Source organism: Burkholderia torrens (genome assembly GCF_984668525.1).
In genome coordinates this window covers 1-17,609 of sequence record NZ_OZ480212.1, presented here as the reverse complement: position 1 = coordinate 17,609, position 17,609 = coordinate 1, and the positions used below count along the sequence as shown (strand labels likewise).

The following is a 17,609-nucleotide window of genomic DNA, read 5'->3' as shown; positions in this document are numbered from 1 at the left end:
TGCAGCGCTCTTTTTTTGTCCGTCCGAAACGGGAAGAGGGGGAAAGCGGCGCAGCCCGCTCAGACGATCCGCATCGCGCCCGTCCGCTCGAACGCGTGGCGCGCCTGGATCAGCGTGGTGCGCGCGGCGCGCGCGTCGCTGGCGACCTGCAGCAGCGAGCCGAGCTGCGAAGGCTGCTTCAGCAATTCGCGCAGGATCGGCAGGATCGCCGTGCTGCCGTCGTCGCGCAGGCCGGCTGTCGCCGCACGCGGCAGCGTGCGCCACGCAGGATCGACGATCGCGCGGCACACCGCGAACGGCACGCCGCGCGCCGCCGCGAAGGCCGCCGCGATGTGCGACTCCATGTCGACGGCCAGTGCACCCTTCGTGTGGTGCAGCGACGTCTTCTCCTGTTCGCTGACGACCGGCGCGCCGACGGCCGCGATCGTGCCGCGCGTGACGCGTGCCCACACCGGCGTGTCGTGCAGCGACGCGACGAGCCGCGTGCTCCAGCCCGCGTCGGTCTCCACGCGGCCGAACGGCCCGTCGATCGCGTTCGCGATCACGAGCGCGCCAGGCACCAGGTCGGGCGAGAGCCCGCCCGCCGTGCCGAAGCTGACGATGCCCGCGCAACCGCGTGCGGTCGCGTCGGCCAGCGCCCGTTCGAGCCGGTCGGCGCGCGCGGCGAACACGGCCTCGACGCCGTAACCGCGCGCGATGCGTGCCTCGAACGCCATCCCCGTCACCGCGATGACGGGCAATGCGCCGTTGTGTCGTGACACGCCCACGCGTTACATCCCGACCGTGACGCGCGTCGTGTTGCCGCGCTTCAGGTTGCGGTAGCGCGCCAGCGCCCACAGCGGGAAGAACTTGCGATAGCCGTGGTAGCGCAGGTAGAACACACGCGGGAAGCCCGTCGCCGTGAAGCGCGTCTCGTCCCACAGGCCTTCGTCGTTCTGCTGCGCGATCAGGTAGTCGACGCCGCGCGCAACCGCCGGGTTGTTCACTTCGCCGGCCGCCATCAGGCCGAGCAGCGCCCACGCCGTCTGCGACGCCGTGCTCGGCGCCTGCTCGAAGCCGCGGTAGTTCAGCTTGTAGCTGTCGCCGTCCTCGCCCCAGCCGCCGTCCTTGTTCTGGATCGACAGCAGCCACTGCGCGCCGCGCTTCATGCGCGGATCGTCCGGCGTCAGGCCGGCCGCGTTCAGCGAGCACAGTGCGGTCCACGTGCCGTACACGTAGTTCATCCCCCAGCGGCCGTACCAGCTGCCGTCCGGTTCCTGCTCCTTCAGCATGTAGTCGAGCGCGCGGCGGGCCGGCTCGCTGTTCAGCGGCGTCTCGCCGAGCTGCGACAGCATCGACAGGCAGCGGCCCGACACGTCGGACGTCGGCGGATCGAGCAGCGCGCCGTGATCGGAGAACGGAATATTGTTCAGGTAGTACTGCGTGTTTTCCGGTTCGAACGCGCCCCAGCCGCCGTCGCTGCTCTGCATGCCGACGACCCATTCGCGCGCACGCGCCATCGAATCGCGATAGGTATCCGACTGCTTGAGCTTCTGCGCGCGGTCCATCGCCATCACGACCACGGCCGTATCGTCGACGTCCGGGTAGTGCGCGTTCGCGTACTGGAACGCCCAGCCGCCGGGCCGCACGTGCGGGCGGCGCGAGATCCAGTCGCCGCGCACGTCGAGGATCTGCAGCGGACGCAGCCATTCGAGGCCGCGCAGCACGGCTTCTTCCGCGCGCGCATCGCCCGTCTCGAGCAGCGCATGCGCGGCGAGCGACGTGTCCCACACCGGCGACAGGCACGGCTGGCAGTACGCTTCGTCCTCGTGCACGACGAGCAGCTTGTCGAGCGCCTTGCGCGCGATCGCACGGTTCGGATGATCTTCCGCGTAGCCGAGCACGTCGTACATCATCACTGCGTTGGCCATTGCCGGATAGATCGCGCCGAGGCCGTCCTCGCCGTTCAGGCGCTCGTCGACGAACGACACGGCCTGGCGGATCGCCCGTTCGCGCGTATAGCTCGGGAACAGACCGTCGACCGCGCGCAGCGCATGGTCGACCACCCGGAAGAACGCGAACCAGCCGGCGCTCTGGTGGCCCTGGCGCGGCAGCAGGCCGGCGTTGACGGGCGGATCGATGAACAGCTCGTCGATGCGCACGCCGCGCGGGTTCTTCGCGATCGGGCGCTTCGCGTTCAGCACGAGCAGCGGCACGATCACGGTCCGCGCCCAGTACGACACCTTCGACAGGTGGAACGGGAACCACTGCGGCAGCAGCATGATCTCGACCGGCATCATCGGCACCGCGCGCCACGGAATCGCACCGTACAGCGCGAGCTGGATGCGCGTGAACACGTTCGACATCTCGGCGCCGCCCATCGCGTGGATCGCCTTGCGCGCGCGCTGCATGTGCTCGGCGTTCTCGTCGTCGCCGATCACCTTCAGCGCGAAATACGCCTTCACGCTCGCGCTGATGTTCGGCGCGCCGTCGGTGAACAGCGGCCAGCCGCCGTCGGCCTGCTGGATGCGGCGCAGATAGTTGCCGATCTTCTGTTCGAGCTCGAGGTTCGGCGTCTCGCCGAGATAGTGGACGAGCAGCACGTATTCGGCCGGAATCGTCGAATCGGCTTCGAGTTCGTAGACCCAGTGTCCGTCCGCTTGCTGCGCGGCCAGCAGCGCGTCGGTCGCACGCGCGACAGCCGCGTCGACGCCGGCCGGCACGGCGCCGGCGGACAAGGTAGCCATTTCGGTGAGATCGTTCATCGGTCCCTCTCTTATTGTGTCTGGAGCACGTCCGCAGCCAGCTGGCCGGAACGGATCGCGCCCTCGATCGTGGCGGGCAAGCCGGTGGCAATCCAGTCGCCCGCCAGCACGAGATTGGTCCAGCGCGTACGCACGGCCGGACGTTTCATTTCCTGCGACGGCACCGCCGCAAAGCCCGCGCGCGGCTCGACGACGAGCTGCCACGCGGGGATGGTTTCCGGGTTCGCGCCGGTCACGCGCGCGACGTCTTCCCAGATGCGCCGCGCGAGCGTGTCGCGCGGCATGTCGAGCCAGCGGCCCGCGTCGCGGATCGTCGCCGCGAGCTGGCCGCCGCCGGTGCGCACCGCATCGACGACCCCGTTGACGACGGTCGTCTGCAGCGGATGACCGGCCGGCGTTTCGACCGCGAAATACGCGGTCACGACCGCGCTGAACGTGTCGGGCGCGGTGAGTTCGGGCACGAGCGGCTGCGCGACCTCGGGCGGCACGGCCAGCACGACCGCGTCGCCCGGCGCGAGATCGATGCGCTCGCCGCCGGCCGAAACCGCATCGACCGCGTTGCCGTGCACGCCGAATTCGAATGCGTCGAGCCGCGAATTCAGCCGGATCTGCGCGCCGCCGTGCTGCAGCATCCGCAGTGCCGGCTCGACGAATGCGCTGCCGAGCCCGTGGCGCGCGACGAGCGGACGGCTGCCGGGCCCGCCCGCGGCAAACGTGCCGCACAGCGCGGCGCGCGCGAGCTCGGCGCTCGCGTGGCGCGGCTCGACGTTCAGCACACCGAGGAAATACGGCCGCAGCCAACGATCCCACAGCACGCCGTCACATCGCATCGTCTGTGCGAGCGAGCGGCCCGTGCGCGCGAACGCGAGCGGCGCGAGCGCGAGGTAGTCGAGCGGTGTCGTGCCCGGCGCGCGCGACGCGGCGTCGAACAGCCACGACGGCCAGCGCCCGTTGCCGAAGCGCAGCGTCCAGCGCTGCAGCGATGCGATGTCGACGACCGGACATTCAGGCAGCGCGGGCCCCGCGAGGTGGTCGGCCGCGCCGATCGCGCGCAGGTAGCGCTGCGTCGCCGCTTGCCCCGCGAACACCGTGTGCAGCCCGCTGTCGAGCGTCGAGTTCAGCGTCCCGTCGAACCACGAGCGGCAGCGGCCGCCCGCATGCGCGTGCGCGTCGTGGAGCACGATGCGCCGCCCGCGGCGCTGCAGCTCGACCGCGGCCGACAGGCCCGCGAGTCCGGCGCCGATCACGTGGACGGTTCTGGGCATCGACTCGGCCGGTTCAGAACAGCGCGTAGCGCGCGGCGATCATCAGCATGCGCGCCTTCGGCTTGCGCAGCGGCGCGCGCGGCGCGGCAAAGCCGCGTGCGATCGCGGCTTCGAGAATGCAGCGATATGCGCCCGACATGATGCGCGGCGCCTTCACCTGCGCACGCGGGCAGGTATCCATCACGGCATCGGCCTGGCGGAAGTGCTCGAGCGCGCGCTCGACGAGCGTCGCGCACACGCGCGGCAGCGCCGGATCGCGCACGATCGTCGCCGGATCGGTGATCGCGATGCCTTCGCGCTCGAGCAGCTCGCGCGGCAGATAGCAGCGATTGATCGCCGCGTCGTCGTCGATGTCGCGCAGGATGTTCGTCAGTTGCAGCGCGCGGCCGAGGTGGTGCGACAGCGTGATCCCTTCGGCTTCCGGCATCCCGAAAATCCTCACCGACAGCCGGCCGGCCGCGCTCGCCACGCGATCGCAGAACAGGTCGAGCGTCGGCTCGTCGGGCGCGCAGATATCTTCGACCGCGTCCATCGCCATCCCGTCGATCATCGCGTGGAAATCGGCGCGCTGCAGGTTGAACGCGCGGATCTCGCGGTCGAGCGCAGCCAGGTGGCGCGGCGGTCGGCCCGCGAAGCACGCGTCGATGTCCGCGCGCCAGCGATCGAGGCCCGCGTTGCGCTGCGCGCGCGGCAGGTCGCTGTCGGCGATGTCGTCGACCGCGCGGCAAAACGCGTAGACCTGGAACATCGCATCGCGCTGCACGGCCGGCAGGATGCGCATCGCCAGGTAGAAAGAACTGCCCGATGTAACGGCAGCGGCGTCGGTTTCTTGTTCGTCCACGACGGAATTGGAAACGGCCAAGACGAGCTCCACGGAGACACCCACGCGGGGCGATTGAAGAAGCCATGCCCGGCTGGGATGGTCAGGGTGTCAAATGCGTGCGAGATATGCGAACGATCGACGCAGACAGGCACAAATTACCGGCCGGAAGCCGGAATTGGGCGAAAGTATAGCAATCTTTGAAGTTCGATGGCGGACACGCGCCACGCCCGGCGGGGCGCCGGAGGCCGGCGCGGCCGGCCTCGGCGGGAACCGGCGCCGCGCGGCACCGGCGGCGCGTCAGCCGTAAACGATGTCGCGCTGCAGATCGAGCGCAATGAGCCCCATTTCACGCGTGAGCTGCAGCATCGAGCGGCGTTCGAGGCGCGAGCCCATGAAGCTCGTCACGCGGCCGTCGGGCTCCGCGGTGAACTGGAACATCGCGCCGCCCGTGCCGAACCACGCACCCGGCACGTCGGCCGATTCCTTCCAGTCGATCTGTTCGAACACGCGCGCGATGCCCGCGCGCACCAGGTCGCCTGGGCCGATCGGCGGCGCGATGTCGCCCAGGTCGTCGAGCGAATAGGGGCCGGGTTTGTCCGGCTTCCGGTAGAAGAGATAGTCGACGTTCATGGGGCGCAATCGCAAGTAAAGCAACAAATTAGCGTGCTTCGGCACAAATTCAAATCGGATACGAACGAAATGTGGCCTGCACGAGACAAGCGGGACGGATCGCGACCGGCCGCGCATCCGCATCTGGATGTCGGCCGGTTCGTCTAAGATGACACCTTTCCCGAAAAAAATACGGACATCATGGAGACGAACGACACCGCCACCCCGCAGTCCGGCCATCCCGTTTTCGTGCTCGTGCACGGCGCCTGGCATGGCGCCTGGTGCTACACGCACGTCGCGGCTGCGCTGGCCGCGCGCGGCTACCTGTCGATCGCGCGCGACCTGCCCGCGCACGGCATCAACGCCCGCTTTCCCGCGTCGTATCTCGAACGACCGCTCGACAAGGATGCGTTCGGCGCCGAGCCTTCGCCGGTCGCGAACACGACGCTCGACGACTACGCGACGCAAGTGATGCAGGCCGTCGACGACGCGTATGCGCTCGGTCGCGGCAAGGTCGTGCTCGTCGGGCACAGCATGGGCGGCCTCGCGATCACGGCGGCCGCCGAGCGCGCACCGGAGAAGATCGCAAAGATCGTCTATCTCGCGGCCTTCATGCCGGGCTCGGGCGTGCCGGGCCTCGACTACGTGCGCGCGCCGGAGAACAAGGGCGAGATGCTCGGCCCGCTGATGCTCGCGAGCCCGCGCGTCGCCGGTGCGCTGCGCATCGATCCGCACAGCGGCGACGCCGCGTATCGCGACACGATGAAGCGTGCGCTGTATGAAGACGTGCCGCAGGCCGACTTCGACGCCGTCGCGAACCTGATGACCTGCGACGTGCCGGCCGCGCCGTTCGCGACCGCGATCCCGACCACCGCCGCGCGCTGGGGCGCGATCGACCGTCACTACATCAAGTGTCTCGAGGATCGCGTGATCCTGCCCGCGCTGCAGCAGCGCTTCATCGACGAAGCCGACGCGCTCGCGCCCGGCAATCCGACCCACGTGCACCAGCTCGACAGCAGCCATTCGCCGTTCGTGTCGCAGCCGGCCGTGCTGGCCGGCGTGCTCGCCGACATCGCGAAAAGCTGAGCGGGGCGGGCGCGGTCTACGCGTAGGCCACCGAACGATCGCGCCCGAGGCGCTTCGCGCGATAGAGCGCGGCGTCGGCCTCGTTGACCAGCACGTCGCTGGTCGGCACGCCCGCCTTCGCACACGTGCCGCCGACGCTCGCCGTCACCGGCACGCTGACACCCTCGGCATCGACCGGCACGCTGCCGATCGCGTCGCGCACCTTGTCGGCCACCCGCATCGCCTCGTCGAGATTCGTGCACGGCAGCAGCAGCGCGAACTCCTCGCCGCCGAAGCGGCCGAACGTATCCTGCGCGCGCACGATCGACGAGACGCGGCGCGCCGTCTCGCGCAGCACGGCGTCGCCGGCCGCATGCCCGAAGCGGTCGTTGATCGTCTTGAAGTGGTCGAGATCGAACAGCAGCACCGACATGTCGCCGCCGTAGCGCTGCCAGCGCGCGAATTCGTCGCCGAGCCGCGCCTCGAAGAAGCGCCGGTTCGCGATGCCGGTCAGCCCGTCGCGATTCGCGTGTTCGCGCAGCTTCGCGACCGCTTCCTCGCGCTCGCGCTGCATCACGCTCACATGCGTGACGTCCGAGATCGTCACGCACACGGCCTCGACGTCGCGGCCGCGCGTGAGCGGCATGAACGTGCAGTCCTGCTGCATGTAGTCGACGCCGCCGGTAATCGGGCGGTCGTGCTCGAAGCGGAACAGGTAGGGCCGCTGCTCCCACGAGCTGAAGGCGAAGCTGCCGAGCTGGAACACGCTCTCGAGCTTGCGCGACAGCCACGCGTGCGGCAGATCCGGAAAGCAGTCGAACAGGTTGCGGCCGATCACGTCGGCCGCCGGAATGCCGCTGTGATCCTGCATGAAGCGGTTCCACATCAGCACGGTCATCGAGCGGTCGAGCACGAACAGCCCGAAGCCGACCCGCTCGATCACGAGGTCGCTCAGCGACGGAGCGGCGGCCGTCATAGCGCGGACAGCAACGCGTCGAGCGCGTCACCCATCAGCCGGATCGAATCCTCGGCCATCAGCATCACGAAGTGAGCGCGGAACGTGTGGTCCTCGAGCCCGAAGTTCACCTCGAGCAGCAGCGCGTCGCTCCACGCGAGCGCGTTCGGCTCGAACACGTCGTCGAACGAAACGTTCGCACCGAGCAGCCCCGGCGGGAAGAACACGGGCTTGCGGCCGAGCTCGTCGAGGATCGACGCGACGCATGCGCCCATCAGCACGTTTGCAACGTCGAACACGAGTTCGTCGGGCGTCGCCATCCCGCCGTAGACGCCGTCGCCGAACGTGCGGTCGACGACCGACATGAGCCGCGCGACGCCCGACGTGCGGCACAGCACGATCGCCTCGCCCTTGATGTCGGACCGGAAACCCTGGCGCACGGCGGTCACGTTGTCGTGAATGCCCGTCATCTCGCGCAGCGCGTTGCCCGCGTCGGCTGCCTTCACGACGCGCACGCGCGGCACCGACAACTCGATGAAGCGCCCGAGCAGCAACGCAAGCCGCGCGGCGGCGCGGCCCATTGCAAGGTTGGCGATCTCCTGCAACGCGTCGCGTTGCTCCGCCGTGAACACCGAGTCAGGCATACAACCCATACTCCTTGAGAATGGGCAGCAATGCCTCCGACGTCACGGGCTTGGCTACGAATGCGATCGCGCCCAATTCACGCACGCGTGCTTGCGCCTGCGGCTGGATATCGGCGGATACCACGATCACGAACGTGTTCAGATCTTCGTGGCGCAGTGTCTCGAGGACCTGATATCCGCTCATGTCGGGCATCGTCAGGTCCAGAAACATCACGGAAGCTTTGCCGTCACGATAGAGCGCCAAGGCCTCGCGACCATTCGCGGCATACGCGACTTCAACGTCCCAGTCTCCCGGCAGCGCCTTTGTCAGAAGTTTGCGAGCGAGCAGCGAATCGTCGGCAATTACAATCGGCAAAGGCATGGGGCGATGCAGTATACGGAATGGTCTCTCTCGCGTTAACGACCGCGCGGCGCACTTCTTTAGGGGGCCGTGCGTTCGGGCGCAGGCAACCGCCTTGCAGCCGTGCGCGGGCGTCGCGACGCGGGTGCGCGCGACGCCCGCGCGGCGATCGCCGGCGGGCGCATATATCTGTCATAGGGAAAGCAAGGCGCGATTCTCGGAGTAAACCGGAGGCGATGCAACTCGCCATTTTCACCATTTCGAACAGAATCGCTCCGATCGCGCGCCATTCCGGAAACAGTCCCGATTATTTTCGAGATAAGCACGCAAGATTTTTCCTTGTGTACGTTTGCGCTGCCGGATTCGTCGCGTTTTCAATCTGACATTTCCCCCCTGTCGAAACCGACAGGATCGCGTCGTTGCGGGCTGCGCGGCGGGGCATCGCAACTCGTTTATGATGGCAGGCACCTCCGCTTCACCCTCTGCTTCGATGACGTCCGACCGGCCTGCCGACTCCCACGCTCCCGCCTCCCCGCCCGCCGACGACTGGCAGGACGACGGCAGCTACGCGTCCGGCGCACCCGAACACGATTTCGCGGTGCGCCGCGTGACGCTGATCGTGCTGCTCGTCGCGGCGATCGTGCTGCCGTGCATCTACGTGGTGGTGATGGCGTACAACGACCTGAAGACGCGCGAGGCCGCCGCGAGCGACGTGACGATGCGCACGGTGCGGGTCGCCGAGGAGCATGCGCTCAAGGTGTTCGACCTGAGCGAGACGCTCGATGCGCGCATCGTCGACCTCGTGCAGGACATGGACGACGCCACCGTGCGCAACAAGGAATCCGACATCCACGAAGCGCTGAACACGATCGGCGGCGGCTATCCGCAGGTGGCCGCCGTGTCGATCTTCGGCGCGAGCGGGATGCTGCTCGCCAACAGCCTCTACTACCCGGCGCCGTATGCGTCGATCGCGAACCGCGACGACTTCGCGGGCATCCGCGACGGCAAGGTCATCGAACACATCTCGCGGCTGATGATGGGGCCGCTCAAGCTCGAGAACATTCCGGTGTTCAACACGGGCGTCGCGCGCCGTCATAGCGACGGTTCGTTCGCCGGAATGGTGTCGATCGCGCTGAAGTCGTCGTATTTCAATGCGTTCTATCGCGACCTGCTCGGCGGTGCGAGCACGCCGATGACGATGGCGCTCGCGCGCTCGGACGGCGCGGTGATCGCGTCGTATCCGCCGCCGCCGTCGCTCGCGCACACCGATCGCTCGGTCACGTTCGGCAACGCGCGCAACGATGCGCGTGCAGGTGTCGTACGCGTGCGCCACGACGGCGCGAGCAGCGAGATCGTCGCGTACCGCCAGGTCGGCAGCTATCCCGTGTACGTGACCTGCTCGTACCGCACGTCGGCGATCTGGCATGAATGGTACGAACACCTGAGCGTGCTGTTCCTCTCGATGTTCGCGCCGTCGATCGCGCTGTGGTCGGTGATCTGGCTGTCGCTCAAGCGCTTGAAGGCGGAAGAGGAGGCGTGGGATCGCTGGCAGGCCGAAGCATCGATGCGGCGTTCGATCGAGTCGGCCTACCGGCAGTCGCGCAAGATGCAGGCGCTCGGCAACCTCGTCGGCAGCGTCGCGCACGACTTCAACAACCTGCTGATGATCATCTCGAGCAACGTGCAGATCGCGCGGCGGCGCGACGTCCAGCATCTCGACAAGGAACTCGGCGCGATCGAACGCGCGCTGAAGAACGGGCAGTCGCTCACGCGCCAGCTGCTCGGCGTCGCGCGCAAGCAGCCGCTGCACAACGAGACGATCGACGTCGGCCAATGGGTCGGCACCTGCCGCGAACTGCTCAAGACGTCGCTCGGTTCGACGTCGTCGCTGGTCGTCGCGATCGAGCCCGGCGTCTGGCCGATTCGCGTCGACGTCGCGGAACTCGAGCTCGCGGTGATCAACCTCGCCGTCAACGCGCGCGACGCGATGGTGACGGGCGGGCGCTTCACGGTCGGCGCGCGCAACGTGACGCTGCGTCGCGAGGACGGCTTCCCGCTGACCGGCGATTTCGTCCAGATCTCGCTCGACGATACGGGTTCGGGCATGGCGCCCGACGTGCTCGCGCGGGCCTTCGAACCGCTGTTCACGACGAAGGCGCAGGGGATGGGGACGGGGCTCGGCCTGCCGCAGGTGTTCGCGTTCTGCGAACGCTCGGGCGGCCTCGCGACGATCGACAGCGCGGTCGGCGCCGGCACGTCGGTGCGCCTGTACCTGCCGCGCGCACGGGCCGAGGACGTCGTCGCGCGGCCGCCGGCCGTCGCGCACGACGCAGGCACCGGCGCGCTCGCGGGCCTGCACGTGCTGCTCGTCGAGGACAACAGCGAAGTCGCGGCCGGCACGGAGGCGCTGCTGTCGCTGCTCGGACACCGCGTGACCTACGCGCCTACCGCCGACGACGCGTTGCGCCTGATCGAGAGCGCGGCCGCGAACGATGCGTTCGACCTCGTGATTTCGGATATCCACATGCCGGGCCGCCTGAACGGCATCGACCTCGCGGAAGCGATCGACAAGCGGCCGGGGAAGCTGCCCGTGATTCTCGTCACGGGTTACGCGGAGGAGCTCGACCGCACGCGCACCGTCAACGTCCGCGTGCTGTCGAAGCCGTTCGACATCGCGCTGCTCGACGAGATCCTGCTGGGCATCCGCGAGGCGCGCGACGCGCGGCACGCCGGCGCGTGACCCGCGTCATGCGGGCCGGCGCCGGCGGCTGGACGAGCGTGACGCTCAGGCCGGCGTCATCAATCAGGCCGATTTCAGCAGGCGCACCCAGCCCGCGTAGCGATCGACGAAGCCCTGCAGGAACTTGCGGGTGTCCTCGCTGACGATCTGGCCTTGATCGTCGATGCGTGCCGGATCGTGCTTGATGAACATCTCGGGCTGACCGAGCGTCTTCACGTCGAGGTACGCGAGCACGTTGCGCAGGTGCTGCTGCGCGAGCGCGGTGCCCACGGCGCCCGGCGACGTGCCGAGCACCGCGCCCGGCTTGCCCGACCACGAGTTGGAACCCCACGGGCGCGAGCCCCAGTCGAGCGCGTTCTTCAGCACGCCCGGAACCGACCGGTTGTACTCGGGCGTGACGAACAGCAGCGCGTCGGCGGCTTCGATCGACTGCTTGAAGCGCTTCGCGACTTCCGGGAAATCCGCGTCGTAGTCCTGGCTGTACAGCGGCAGTTCGCCGATCTCGACGAACTCGAACGAAAAATCGGCGGGGGCGAGCGAAATCACGGCGTGCGCGAGCGCACGGTTCGTCGAAGCACGGCGCAGGCTGCCGACGACGACCGCAATACGATAGGACATGGCATTCTCCTTCCGGTGAGTGAGGAATCGGATCGATTGCTTCCGAATGGGCGACAAAGGTCTGTTTATAGGCAAGCCAGCCCGCGAGCCGTCCCACGGGGCCGTCCGGCCGACTTTCCACAAGGTTTTCCACAGAAATTGTGGATAACTCGACCGTTATGTTCTGACGTTACAGATTGCCAGCCGCGCGGCGCCGTCGACGCGCGAGCCGGGGTTCGGCAAGCATAGCGCAGCGCGCCGGCCGATTTCGTGAAATCGTGACGGAACATGCGTTGCGGGCAGGCGGCGCGCCCAGTAAGCTGCTCGCACCACGATGCGCGCGCGCGATGGCGCGGGCGCGATCGTTTCGAAACACCCCAACCCAGACATGCCGTCCGACTACGACGATCCCGTTTATCTCGCGCAACTGCGGCGCGACCTGCTGCGCTTCGCGCGACTCCAGCTCCGCGATGCCGACGCTGCCGAAGACGCCGTGCAGGAAGCCCTGACCGCCGCGTGGTCGCACGCAGGCGATTTCGCCGGGCTGTCGGCCCACAAGACCTGGGTGTTCGGCATCCTGCGCAACAAGCTGATCGATGTGCTGCGCGCGCGGCAGCGGACGGTCAACCTGTCCGCGCTCGACGCCGAACTCGACGGCGAATCGCTGCTCGATCGCGAACTGTTCAAGGAGAACGGACACTGGGCCGCGCATGCGAAGCCGCGACCGTGGCCGAAGCCCGAGACGCTGTTGCAGCAGCAGCAGTTCTGGACGCTGTTCCAGGTCTGCCTCGACCACCTTCCGGAGCAGATCGGGCGCGTGTTCATGATGCGCGAATTTCTCGATGTCGAGATTCCGGATATCTGCAGCGAATTGACGCTGACGACGAATCATTGCAGCGTGCTGTTGTATCGGGCGCGCACGCGCCTGCGAACCTGCCTGAGCGAAAAAGGACTGACGACCGAAGATGCTGCCGGGGAAATGTACTGACATCACGCGACTGCTGTCGGATGCGCTCGACAGGCATCTGACACTGCACGAGCGACTGCAGGTGCGCGTGCATCTGCCGACCTGCAGCGGATGCAGAGCCTATCGCGGGCAGATTTCGCTGTTGCGGACGGCCGCGAAAGCGGCGGCGGGGCAGGAGCCGGACGATGGCGGTGCGTCGTCCGGGGAGCGTTGAGACTCGGTTCGTGGTGCCGCGACCGTTCGCGTCGCGGGCGGAGGATTGCCCGGCGATCGCGCCGGCGGTGAATGCCGGTGCGTACGCTGGGCTGATGCAATAAGAAAAATACGGCGGGCAAGAATTATTCGAACAGCGCCTTCACCGATTCGGGCGGCCGGCCAATGGCTGCCTTGCCGCGATACACGACGATGGGCCGCTGCAGCAGAATCGGATGCGCGGCAATCGCGGCATAGGCTTCGGCATCGGTCAAATCGGTGCGCGCCAGATCCAGCACATTGTACGGCTCTTCGCCGTCACGCAGCATGTCACGGACCGGGCGACCGAGCTGCCGATGCAACGTTTCCAGTTCCTCGACCGTCGGCGGCGTCTTCAGGTACTCGACGACATTCAACGGCTTACCGGCGGCATTCAGCGACTCGACCAACGCAAGCGTCTCGCGCGACTTCGAGCATCGGGGGTTGTGGTAGATCGTGATCATCATTCAGGCCTGGATGGTAGAGCCCGGTATTGTAGCCAGTCTGGGATGGGGATTCGAAGGGGTGGTCGGGTGTGGATTCGTTGAATCTCTGAGGCGATTCGCGCGGCGGCGCATGATGGCCTGAAGTCTCGATAGGGGAGTGCTGTCCGGAAAGGGCGCGTCGAAGAATGGACGTGTTTATGCGCATAAAGGCAGGCGGTGCGTTGTCGCGGGATGAGCGGGATGGATCTACGAGCCAATGCGTCGTGACAGCCTCAGCGCTGAGCGAGTGGTACAGGGGATAGCGTGAGCCGATTGGTTTATGCGCATAAAGCCTGCGATCGTCGGTGGGCGTGTGTCGCGATCCACGGCGTGACCGTAGTCGATAACATCACGGCACCGAGGGACCGCTGTATCGATACGCGGCGTCGCCACGGCATCATCGCGCATCGGATTCACGTGGTGCTGCACATGGCTCATCGCTGCTCGCCATCGAGCGCCACCGGTTTATACGCATAAACATCGCGCCTGAACAGGACCTCACATCCGCGCATGCGCGTTCAACGGCACGCAGCACCGGAGCGCAATGCGGAGGTGAAGTACCCAAAGAACAACCCTCGCTCGTGAAGCCCAGCTGTTGCAACACAAGGTTGGCCGCTCGAGTTCGGTCGAGTTTATGCGCACAAACTCACCGGAGTTCTGACACGCGCCCCATCCATCGAAAGGGCAGTGCATCCGGGATATCGCAGAGCGCGATCACTCGCCCGACGACACGGCACGCGATGACACATCCATCCAGCAGTCCATCAACGAAGCAAGGTATCCGCGGCACCATCCAATCGAGTCACCGATCTCCTCAGACTCGTTTATGCGCATAAACCGATAGCCCGAATGGCTAATGCGTAGTTGTCGAACGACAATTTCATTGAAATTCAAATATCGTCCTGTAGAATTCCAACGACCAAAACAGGAGTGAAAATTGGCCGCGGAAATCATTGCAGTCACTCAACAAAAAGGTGGCGTCGGCAAAAGCACGATTGCCATGCACCTCGGCGCCGCGTTCCATGAAAAAGGGAAGCGCGTCCTCGTCATCGACGCAGACCGTCAAAACACGCTGGTTCACTGGTCGAGCGCAGCCGGCGACAGCGAAAACGGCATCCCGTTTCCGGTCGTCAACCTTGCCGAAGCCGACGGCCAGATCCATCGCGAGATCAAGAAGTTCATCAACGACTACGACATCATCGTCGTGGACTGCCCGCCGTCGATCACCGAGAAGGTCTCCGGCGTCGTCCTGCTGGCCGCATCGATTGCCGTGATCCCGACTTCGTCGTCGCCGGCCGATTACTGGTCGAGCGTCGGGCTGGTCAAGCTGATCCAGCAGGCGCAGGTCATGAACGAAGACCTCCGCGCGGTCTTCCTGCTGAACAAGACCGAAGAGAAGCGCATGCTGACCCGCGAGCTGAAGCGCGCGCTCGAGGAGCTCGGCTTCCCGTTGCTGAAAACGCAGATCCCGACACGGGAAGCGTACAAGCAGGCGATGGCGCTCGGTCAGACCGTGCTGCAGATGAACGATCGCGGCGGCAAGCTGGCCGCCACCGAAATACGCGCATGTGCCGACGAAATCGTCGCCATGCTGCCCTGACTTTATGCGCATAAAGGAGTCACATGAAACCCTCCCAATTTGCCAAAGGATTCCAAGCGCGCCCGGATATCACGACGAGCGAGAAGCGCACGGCGCTCGACCGGCTCAATGCGATCGACGGCATCGTCAAGTCCGAGACGCCCACGCCGACGCCGACCAAATCCGCCAAGAAAGACATCGCGCCGCCGCCCGCTCCGGAACTGACGATCGATCCGTCGATCGACGAGTCGCCGCAATATCGCGCGTGGCGCCTCGAGAATCGCTACGCACCGGGCCAGGTGATCGAGCTGTCGCTGAAGGCGATCAAGCATAGCCCGTTCAACCCGCGGCACTTCTATCTGAAGTCGTCGATTGCCGAACTCGCGGTCAACCTTGCAAAGCAGGGGCAGCAGCAGGCCATCCACGTGATTCCGGATTACGACAACCCGGGCACGTATTTCGTCAGCGACGGCGGTCGCCGCGTGCGGGCGCTGAAGGAAGCAAACAAGGAGTCGGTCAAGGCGATCGTGATCGACGTGCCGATCGGCATCCAGAGCTACAAGCTCGGCTACGACCTGAACGTCCAGCGCGATTCGCAGACGGTGTTCGACAACGCCGTCGTGTGGCGACGCTTCCTCGACGACAAGCACTTCCAGAGCCAGAAGGAGCTCTCCGAGCACCTCGGCCTCGACGAGTCGACTGTGGCCGTCGCGCTGTCGATCGGCAAGCTGCCGGAAGCGATCATGCAGGAAATGGTCGCGCGCCCCGACCGCTTCGGTTCGAACATGGCGTATCAGGTCGGCCGCTATCACAACGCGCGCGGTACCGAGGCGACGCTGCGGCTGATCAACAAGATCGTGTCGGACGATCTCAGCACGCGCCAGGTGTCGGACATCGTCAAGGGCCGCGTCGCGGCGCAGGAAACGCCGAAGGTCGCGGGCCGTCAGCGCTATGCGCAGCGTCTCGAGATCAAGCTCGGCGGTAAATCGGTCGGCGACCTGAAGTCGTATGGCGAAGATCGTATCGAATTGCGCCTGCGCGGCCTCCCGAAGGACAAGCGCGACGCGATTCTCGAGCAGCTCGAGCGGATGCTGTTGTCGGAGTGATGGAAACGGCCGGCAGGGCCTGGTGAGGACACCGGCCCGCCCCACTGAGGGGCGAGGCCGGCGGCGGCCCGTCAGCGGGCCTGAGCGGGCCTCAGGCGGCCCGCGACTGGTTCAGTGTGAACGACAGCAGGTCGCCGTCCGTCGGCTCGCCCCAGGTCTTCTGGGCCAGCCAGTCGAAAAAGGCCGTCTCGGCCAGCTTGGAATCGAGGCCGCGCTTGCGCCAGTCGTCGCGCAGATGCGAACCCATCGTCGGCAGCGCCTCCGATTCGAACGACTCGCGCGCCACGTCGCGCTCCGCGTCGCCCTGCTCTTCGTAGAGTACCTTCGCTTCCTTGCGGCGGAACGCCGCGAACTCGCTCAGCAGGCGTGCCTTCAGATCGTCCGGCTGGGCCGCCGCGACCTTCGCGGACGGCGTGCCGACAGGCAGCGCGTCGACCGACTCGACCGGCGGCGCATAACCCTTCTTCAGCGCATCCTTGAACAACGCCGGCGCGCTGCGCACCGGCGGCAGCGTCGTGCTGCGCATCCGCTGTTCGGTCATCTGCAGTGCGGCGCGAATCCGGTTCTCCTCGCTGTCCGCATAGAGCGTCTGCGCTTCCTTCAGCGGAATCCCGAGCTTGACCATCCGGTCGACCAGCGTGCTGTCGAACACGTTCGGGTGTTCATCGAGCGCGAGCATCGGCTGCTTGCGTTCGGTCACGCGGAACTGGATCTCGGCCACCCGGCGCCCTTCGCGGTGCTCGATCAGCTCGACGAAGATGTTGGTGACCGCGTTGACTTCCGCGATCGCGGGACGCAGGTAGTCGCGCTTGAAGTACTTGTACTCGCGCTTCGCCTCGTCGCCGGCTTCCGTATCGGGCGTACCCGACAGGATCGGCCGCCACCATTCCCACGGCTCGCGCATCGTCAGGTGGCTCGGGTTCGTCAGGTAGCGCACGCAGATCTCGTACAGCGCGAGACCGGCGCTGCTGCGCAGCTGGCTCTGGAACTGCAGGCTCAGGCGCGCGTACTGGACCGGGTCGAGCAGCTTCTTCTTGATCTTCGGTGCGAACGAGAATTCGACCCACACGCGGCGCGTCGTCGGATCCTCGAGAATTTCCGCGTCGGCGATCAGCGTCGAGATCCCCCACTTGCGGCCAGGCTTCTGGCTCGACGTCCCCGTGCTCCATTCGACCTGCACCGACACCATGCGGCGCAGGTGTTCCTTCACCAGCGCGGTGTCGTTCGAATCGAAAGCGGAGTTGGCGACGATGTCCGACAGCAGCGCGCGATACGTGTCGCCCGAGTCGTCGGCCTGCTGCGCGACGGCCAGCAGGACATTGAACAGCTTGCGAGTGAGGAGCGTGATCTTGCCGCTTTTCGGCTGAATGGCAATCGCCTCGACGGCCTTGCGCAATTCGGCTGAACTGGCACTCACCACATCCACATCGGTTTTCTTGGCGCGCTTCGTCGTGGCCAT

The 17,609-nt window shown here is 66.5% G+C and carries 17 protein-coding genes; 6 read left to right on the top strand and 11 right to left on the bottom strand.

The features are described 5' to 3' along the window. Positions 1–59: 59 nt before the first annotated feature. The 5 genes from AC5LXX_RS16425 to AC5LXX_RS16405 form a co-directional block, all read right to left on the bottom strand. Entirely contained in the window at positions 60–716 is a 657-nt protein-coding gene (locus AC5LXX_RS16425; RefSeq protein WP_493413449.1) for a phosphorylase, read from the bottom strand. A gap of 54 nt (positions 717–770) precedes the next feature. Next, entirely contained in the window at positions 771–2,744 is a 1,974-nt protein-coding gene (gene shc / locus AC5LXX_RS16420) for a squalene--hopene cyclase (protein WP_493412263.1), read from the bottom strand. An 11-nt stretch (positions 2,745–2,755) separates the two neighbouring features. Beyond that, positions 2,756–4,009, bottom strand: a complete 1,254-nt coding sequence (hpnE, locus tag AC5LXX_RS16415; protein WP_493412262.1) for a hydroxysqualene dehydroxylase HpnE — start codon at positions 4,007–4,009, stop codon at positions 2,756–2,758. Positions 4,010–4,022: 13 nt separating this feature from the next. Further along, positions 4,023–4,871, bottom strand: a complete 849-nt coding sequence (gene hpnD, locus AC5LXX_RS16410; protein ID WP_493412261.1) for a presqualene diphosphate synthase HpnD — start codon at positions 4,869–4,871, stop codon at positions 4,023–4,025. Between the two features lie 258 nt (positions 4,872–5,129). Beyond that, the gene (locus AC5LXX_RS16405) at positions 5,130–5,462 is read right to left on the bottom strand and encodes a hypothetical protein (protein ID WP_124450710.1); all 333 of its coding nucleotides are present in this window, start codon (positions 5,460–5,462) and stop codon (positions 5,130–5,132) included. A 180-nt stretch (positions 5,463–5,642) separates the two neighbouring features. On the opposite strand from AC5LXX_RS16405, the gene AC5LXX_RS16400 reads away from it, so the two are divergent. Then, on the top strand, positions 5,643–6,527 hold the full coding sequence (locus tag AC5LXX_RS16400; RefSeq protein WP_493412260.1) for an alpha/beta fold hydrolase: 885 nt from the start codon (positions 5,643–5,645) through the stop codon (positions 6,525–6,527). A gap of 16 nt (positions 6,528–6,543) precedes the next feature. Here AC5LXX_RS16400 and AC5LXX_RS16395 read toward each other — a convergent pair whose 3' ends face one another. Genes AC5LXX_RS16395 through AC5LXX_RS16385 form a run of 3 tightly spaced genes read right to left on the bottom strand, consistent with a single transcriptional unit; the run spans position 6,544 to position 8,466 of the window. Beyond that, a complete protein-coding gene (locus tag AC5LXX_RS16395) occupies positions 6,544–7,482 on the bottom strand; it encodes a GGDEF domain-containing protein (protein ID WP_124450706.1) in 939 nt (312 codons plus the stop codon). Continuing rightward, a complete protein-coding gene (locus tag AC5LXX_RS16390; RefSeq protein ID WP_124450704.1) occupies positions 7,479–8,105 on the bottom strand; it encodes a chemotaxis protein CheC in 627 nt (208 codons plus the stop codon). Before AC5LXX_RS16390 ends, AC5LXX_RS16395 begins: the two co-directional genes overlap by 4 nt. Continuing rightward, positions 8,098–8,466: a response regulator gene (locus AC5LXX_RS16385; RefSeq protein WP_034187557.1), complete on the bottom strand. Its 369-nt coding sequence runs from the start codon at positions 8,464–8,466 to the stop codon at positions 8,098–8,100. The genes AC5LXX_RS16390 and AC5LXX_RS16385 overlap by 8 nt, the downstream gene beginning before the upstream one ends. A 469-nt stretch (positions 8,467–8,935) precedes the next feature. On the opposite strand from AC5LXX_RS16385, the gene AC5LXX_RS16380 reads away from it, so the two are divergent. Continuing rightward, positions 8,936–11,185, top strand: a complete 2,250-nt coding sequence (locus AC5LXX_RS16380; protein WP_493412259.1) for a hybrid sensor histidine kinase/response regulator — start codon at positions 8,936–8,938, stop codon at positions 11,183–11,185. A gap of 63 nt (positions 11,186–11,248) precedes the next feature. Here AC5LXX_RS16380 and AC5LXX_RS16375 read toward each other — a convergent pair whose 3' ends face one another. Next, positions 11,249–11,803 carry an NADPH-dependent FMN reductase gene (locus AC5LXX_RS16375; protein ID WP_309288175.1) on the bottom strand — a complete coding sequence of 185 codons (555 nt, stop codon included), beginning with the start codon at positions 11,801–11,803 and terminating at the stop codon, positions 11,249–11,251. Between the two features lie 367 nt (positions 11,804–12,170). Here AC5LXX_RS16375 and AC5LXX_RS16370 point away from each other — a divergent pair, with 367 nt between their 5' ends. Together AC5LXX_RS16370 and AC5LXX_RS16365 are read left to right on the top strand one after the other, a co-directional pair. Then, positions 12,171–12,770: an RNA polymerase factor sigma-70 gene (locus AC5LXX_RS16370; protein ID WP_124450698.1), complete on the top strand. Its 600-nt coding sequence runs from the start codon at positions 12,171–12,173 to the stop codon at positions 12,768–12,770. After that, complete coding sequence (locus tag AC5LXX_RS16365; RefSeq protein WP_493412258.1) at positions 12,748–12,963, top strand: zf-HC2 domain-containing protein; 216 nt, start codon at positions 12,748–12,750, stop codon at positions 12,961–12,963. The genes AC5LXX_RS16370 and AC5LXX_RS16365 overlap by 23 nt, the downstream gene beginning before the upstream one ends. Before the next feature lie 124 nt (positions 12,964–13,087). On the opposite strand, the gene arsC is transcribed toward AC5LXX_RS16365, so the two are convergent. Then, a complete protein-coding gene (gene arsC, locus AC5LXX_RS16360; protein WP_493413448.1) occupies positions 13,088–13,444 on the bottom strand; it encodes an arsenate reductase (glutaredoxin) in 357 nt (118 codons plus the stop codon). Between the two features lie 958 nt (positions 13,445–14,402). Between arsC and parA the strand changes: the two genes are divergently transcribed. Both parA and AC5LXX_RS16350 read left to right on the top strand, forming a co-directional pair. Continuing rightward, the gene (gene parA / locus AC5LXX_RS16355; RefSeq protein WP_124450694.1) at positions 14,403–15,065 is read left to right on the top strand and encodes a ParA family partition ATPase; all 663 of its coding nucleotides are present in this window, start codon (positions 14,403–14,405) and stop codon (positions 15,063–15,065) included. Between the two features lie 23 nt (positions 15,066–15,088). Then, entirely contained in the window at positions 15,089–16,150 is a 1,062-nt protein-coding gene (locus tag AC5LXX_RS16350) for a ParB/RepB/Spo0J family partition protein (protein ID WP_493412257.1), read from the top strand. A 91-nt stretch (positions 16,151–16,241) separates the two neighbouring features. Here the strand turns inward: AC5LXX_RS16350 and AC5LXX_RS16345 are convergent, their stop codons facing one another. After that, on the bottom strand, positions 16,242–17,609 hold the full coding sequence (locus AC5LXX_RS16345) for a replication initiation protein (protein WP_493412256.1): 1,368 nt from the start codon (positions 17,607–17,609) through the stop codon (positions 16,242–16,244).

Coding starts and splice junctions, on each gene's coding strand:
- AC5LXX_RS16425 (WP_493413449.1), bottom strand. CDS start 716: ATGGCGTTCGAGGCACGCATCGCGCGCGGTTACGGCGTCGAGGCCGTG.
- shc (WP_493412263.1), bottom strand. CDS start 2,744: ATGAACGATCTCACCGAAATGGCTACCTTGTCCGCCGGCGCCGTGCCG.
- hpnE (WP_493412262.1), bottom strand. CDS start 4,009: ATGCCCAGAACCGTCCACGTGATCGGCGCCGGACTCGCGGGCCTGTCG.
- AC5LXX_RS16405 (WP_124450710.1), bottom strand. CDS start 5,462: ATGAACGTCGACTATCTCTTCTACCGGAAGCCGGACAAACCCGGCCCC.
- AC5LXX_RS16400 (WP_493412260.1), top strand. CDS start 5,643: ATGGAGACGAACGACACCGCCACCCCGCAGTCCGGCCATCCCGTTTTC.
- AC5LXX_RS16395 (WP_124450706.1), bottom strand. CDS start 7,482: ATGACGGCCGCCGCTCCGTCGCTGAGCGACCTCGTGATCGAGCGGGTC.
- AC5LXX_RS16390 (WP_124450704.1), bottom strand. CDS start 8,105: ATGCCTGACTCGGTGTTCACGGCGGAGCAACGCGACGCGTTGCAGGAG.
- AC5LXX_RS16385 (WP_034187557.1), bottom strand. CDS start 8,466: ATGCCTTTGCCGATTGTAATTGCCGACGATTCGCTGCTCGCTCGCAAA.
- AC5LXX_RS16380 (WP_493412259.1), top strand. CDS start 8,936: ATGACGTCCGACCGGCCTGCCGACTCCCACGCTCCCGCCTCCCCGCCC.
- AC5LXX_RS16375 (WP_309288175.1), bottom strand. CDS start 11,803: ATGTCCTATCGTATTGCGGTCGTCGTCGGCAGCCTGCGCCGTGCTTCG.
- AC5LXX_RS16370 (WP_124450698.1), top strand. CDS start 12,171: ATGCCGTCCGACTACGACGATCCCGTTTATCTCGCGCAACTGCGGCGC.
- AC5LXX_RS16365 (WP_493412258.1), top strand. CDS start 12,748: ATGCTGCCGGGGAAATGTACTGACATCACGCGACTGCTGTCGGATGCG.
- arsC (WP_493413448.1), bottom strand. CDS start 13,444: ATGATCACGATCTACCACAACCCCCGATGCTCGAAGTCGCGCGAGACG.
- AC5LXX_RS16350 (WP_493412257.1), top strand. CDS start 15,089: ATGAAACCCTCCCAATTTGCCAAAGGATTCCAAGCGCGCCCGGATATC.
- AC5LXX_RS16345 (WP_493412256.1), bottom strand. CDS start 17,609: ATGGCCACGACGAAGCGCGCCAAGAAAACCGATGTGGATGTGGTGAGT.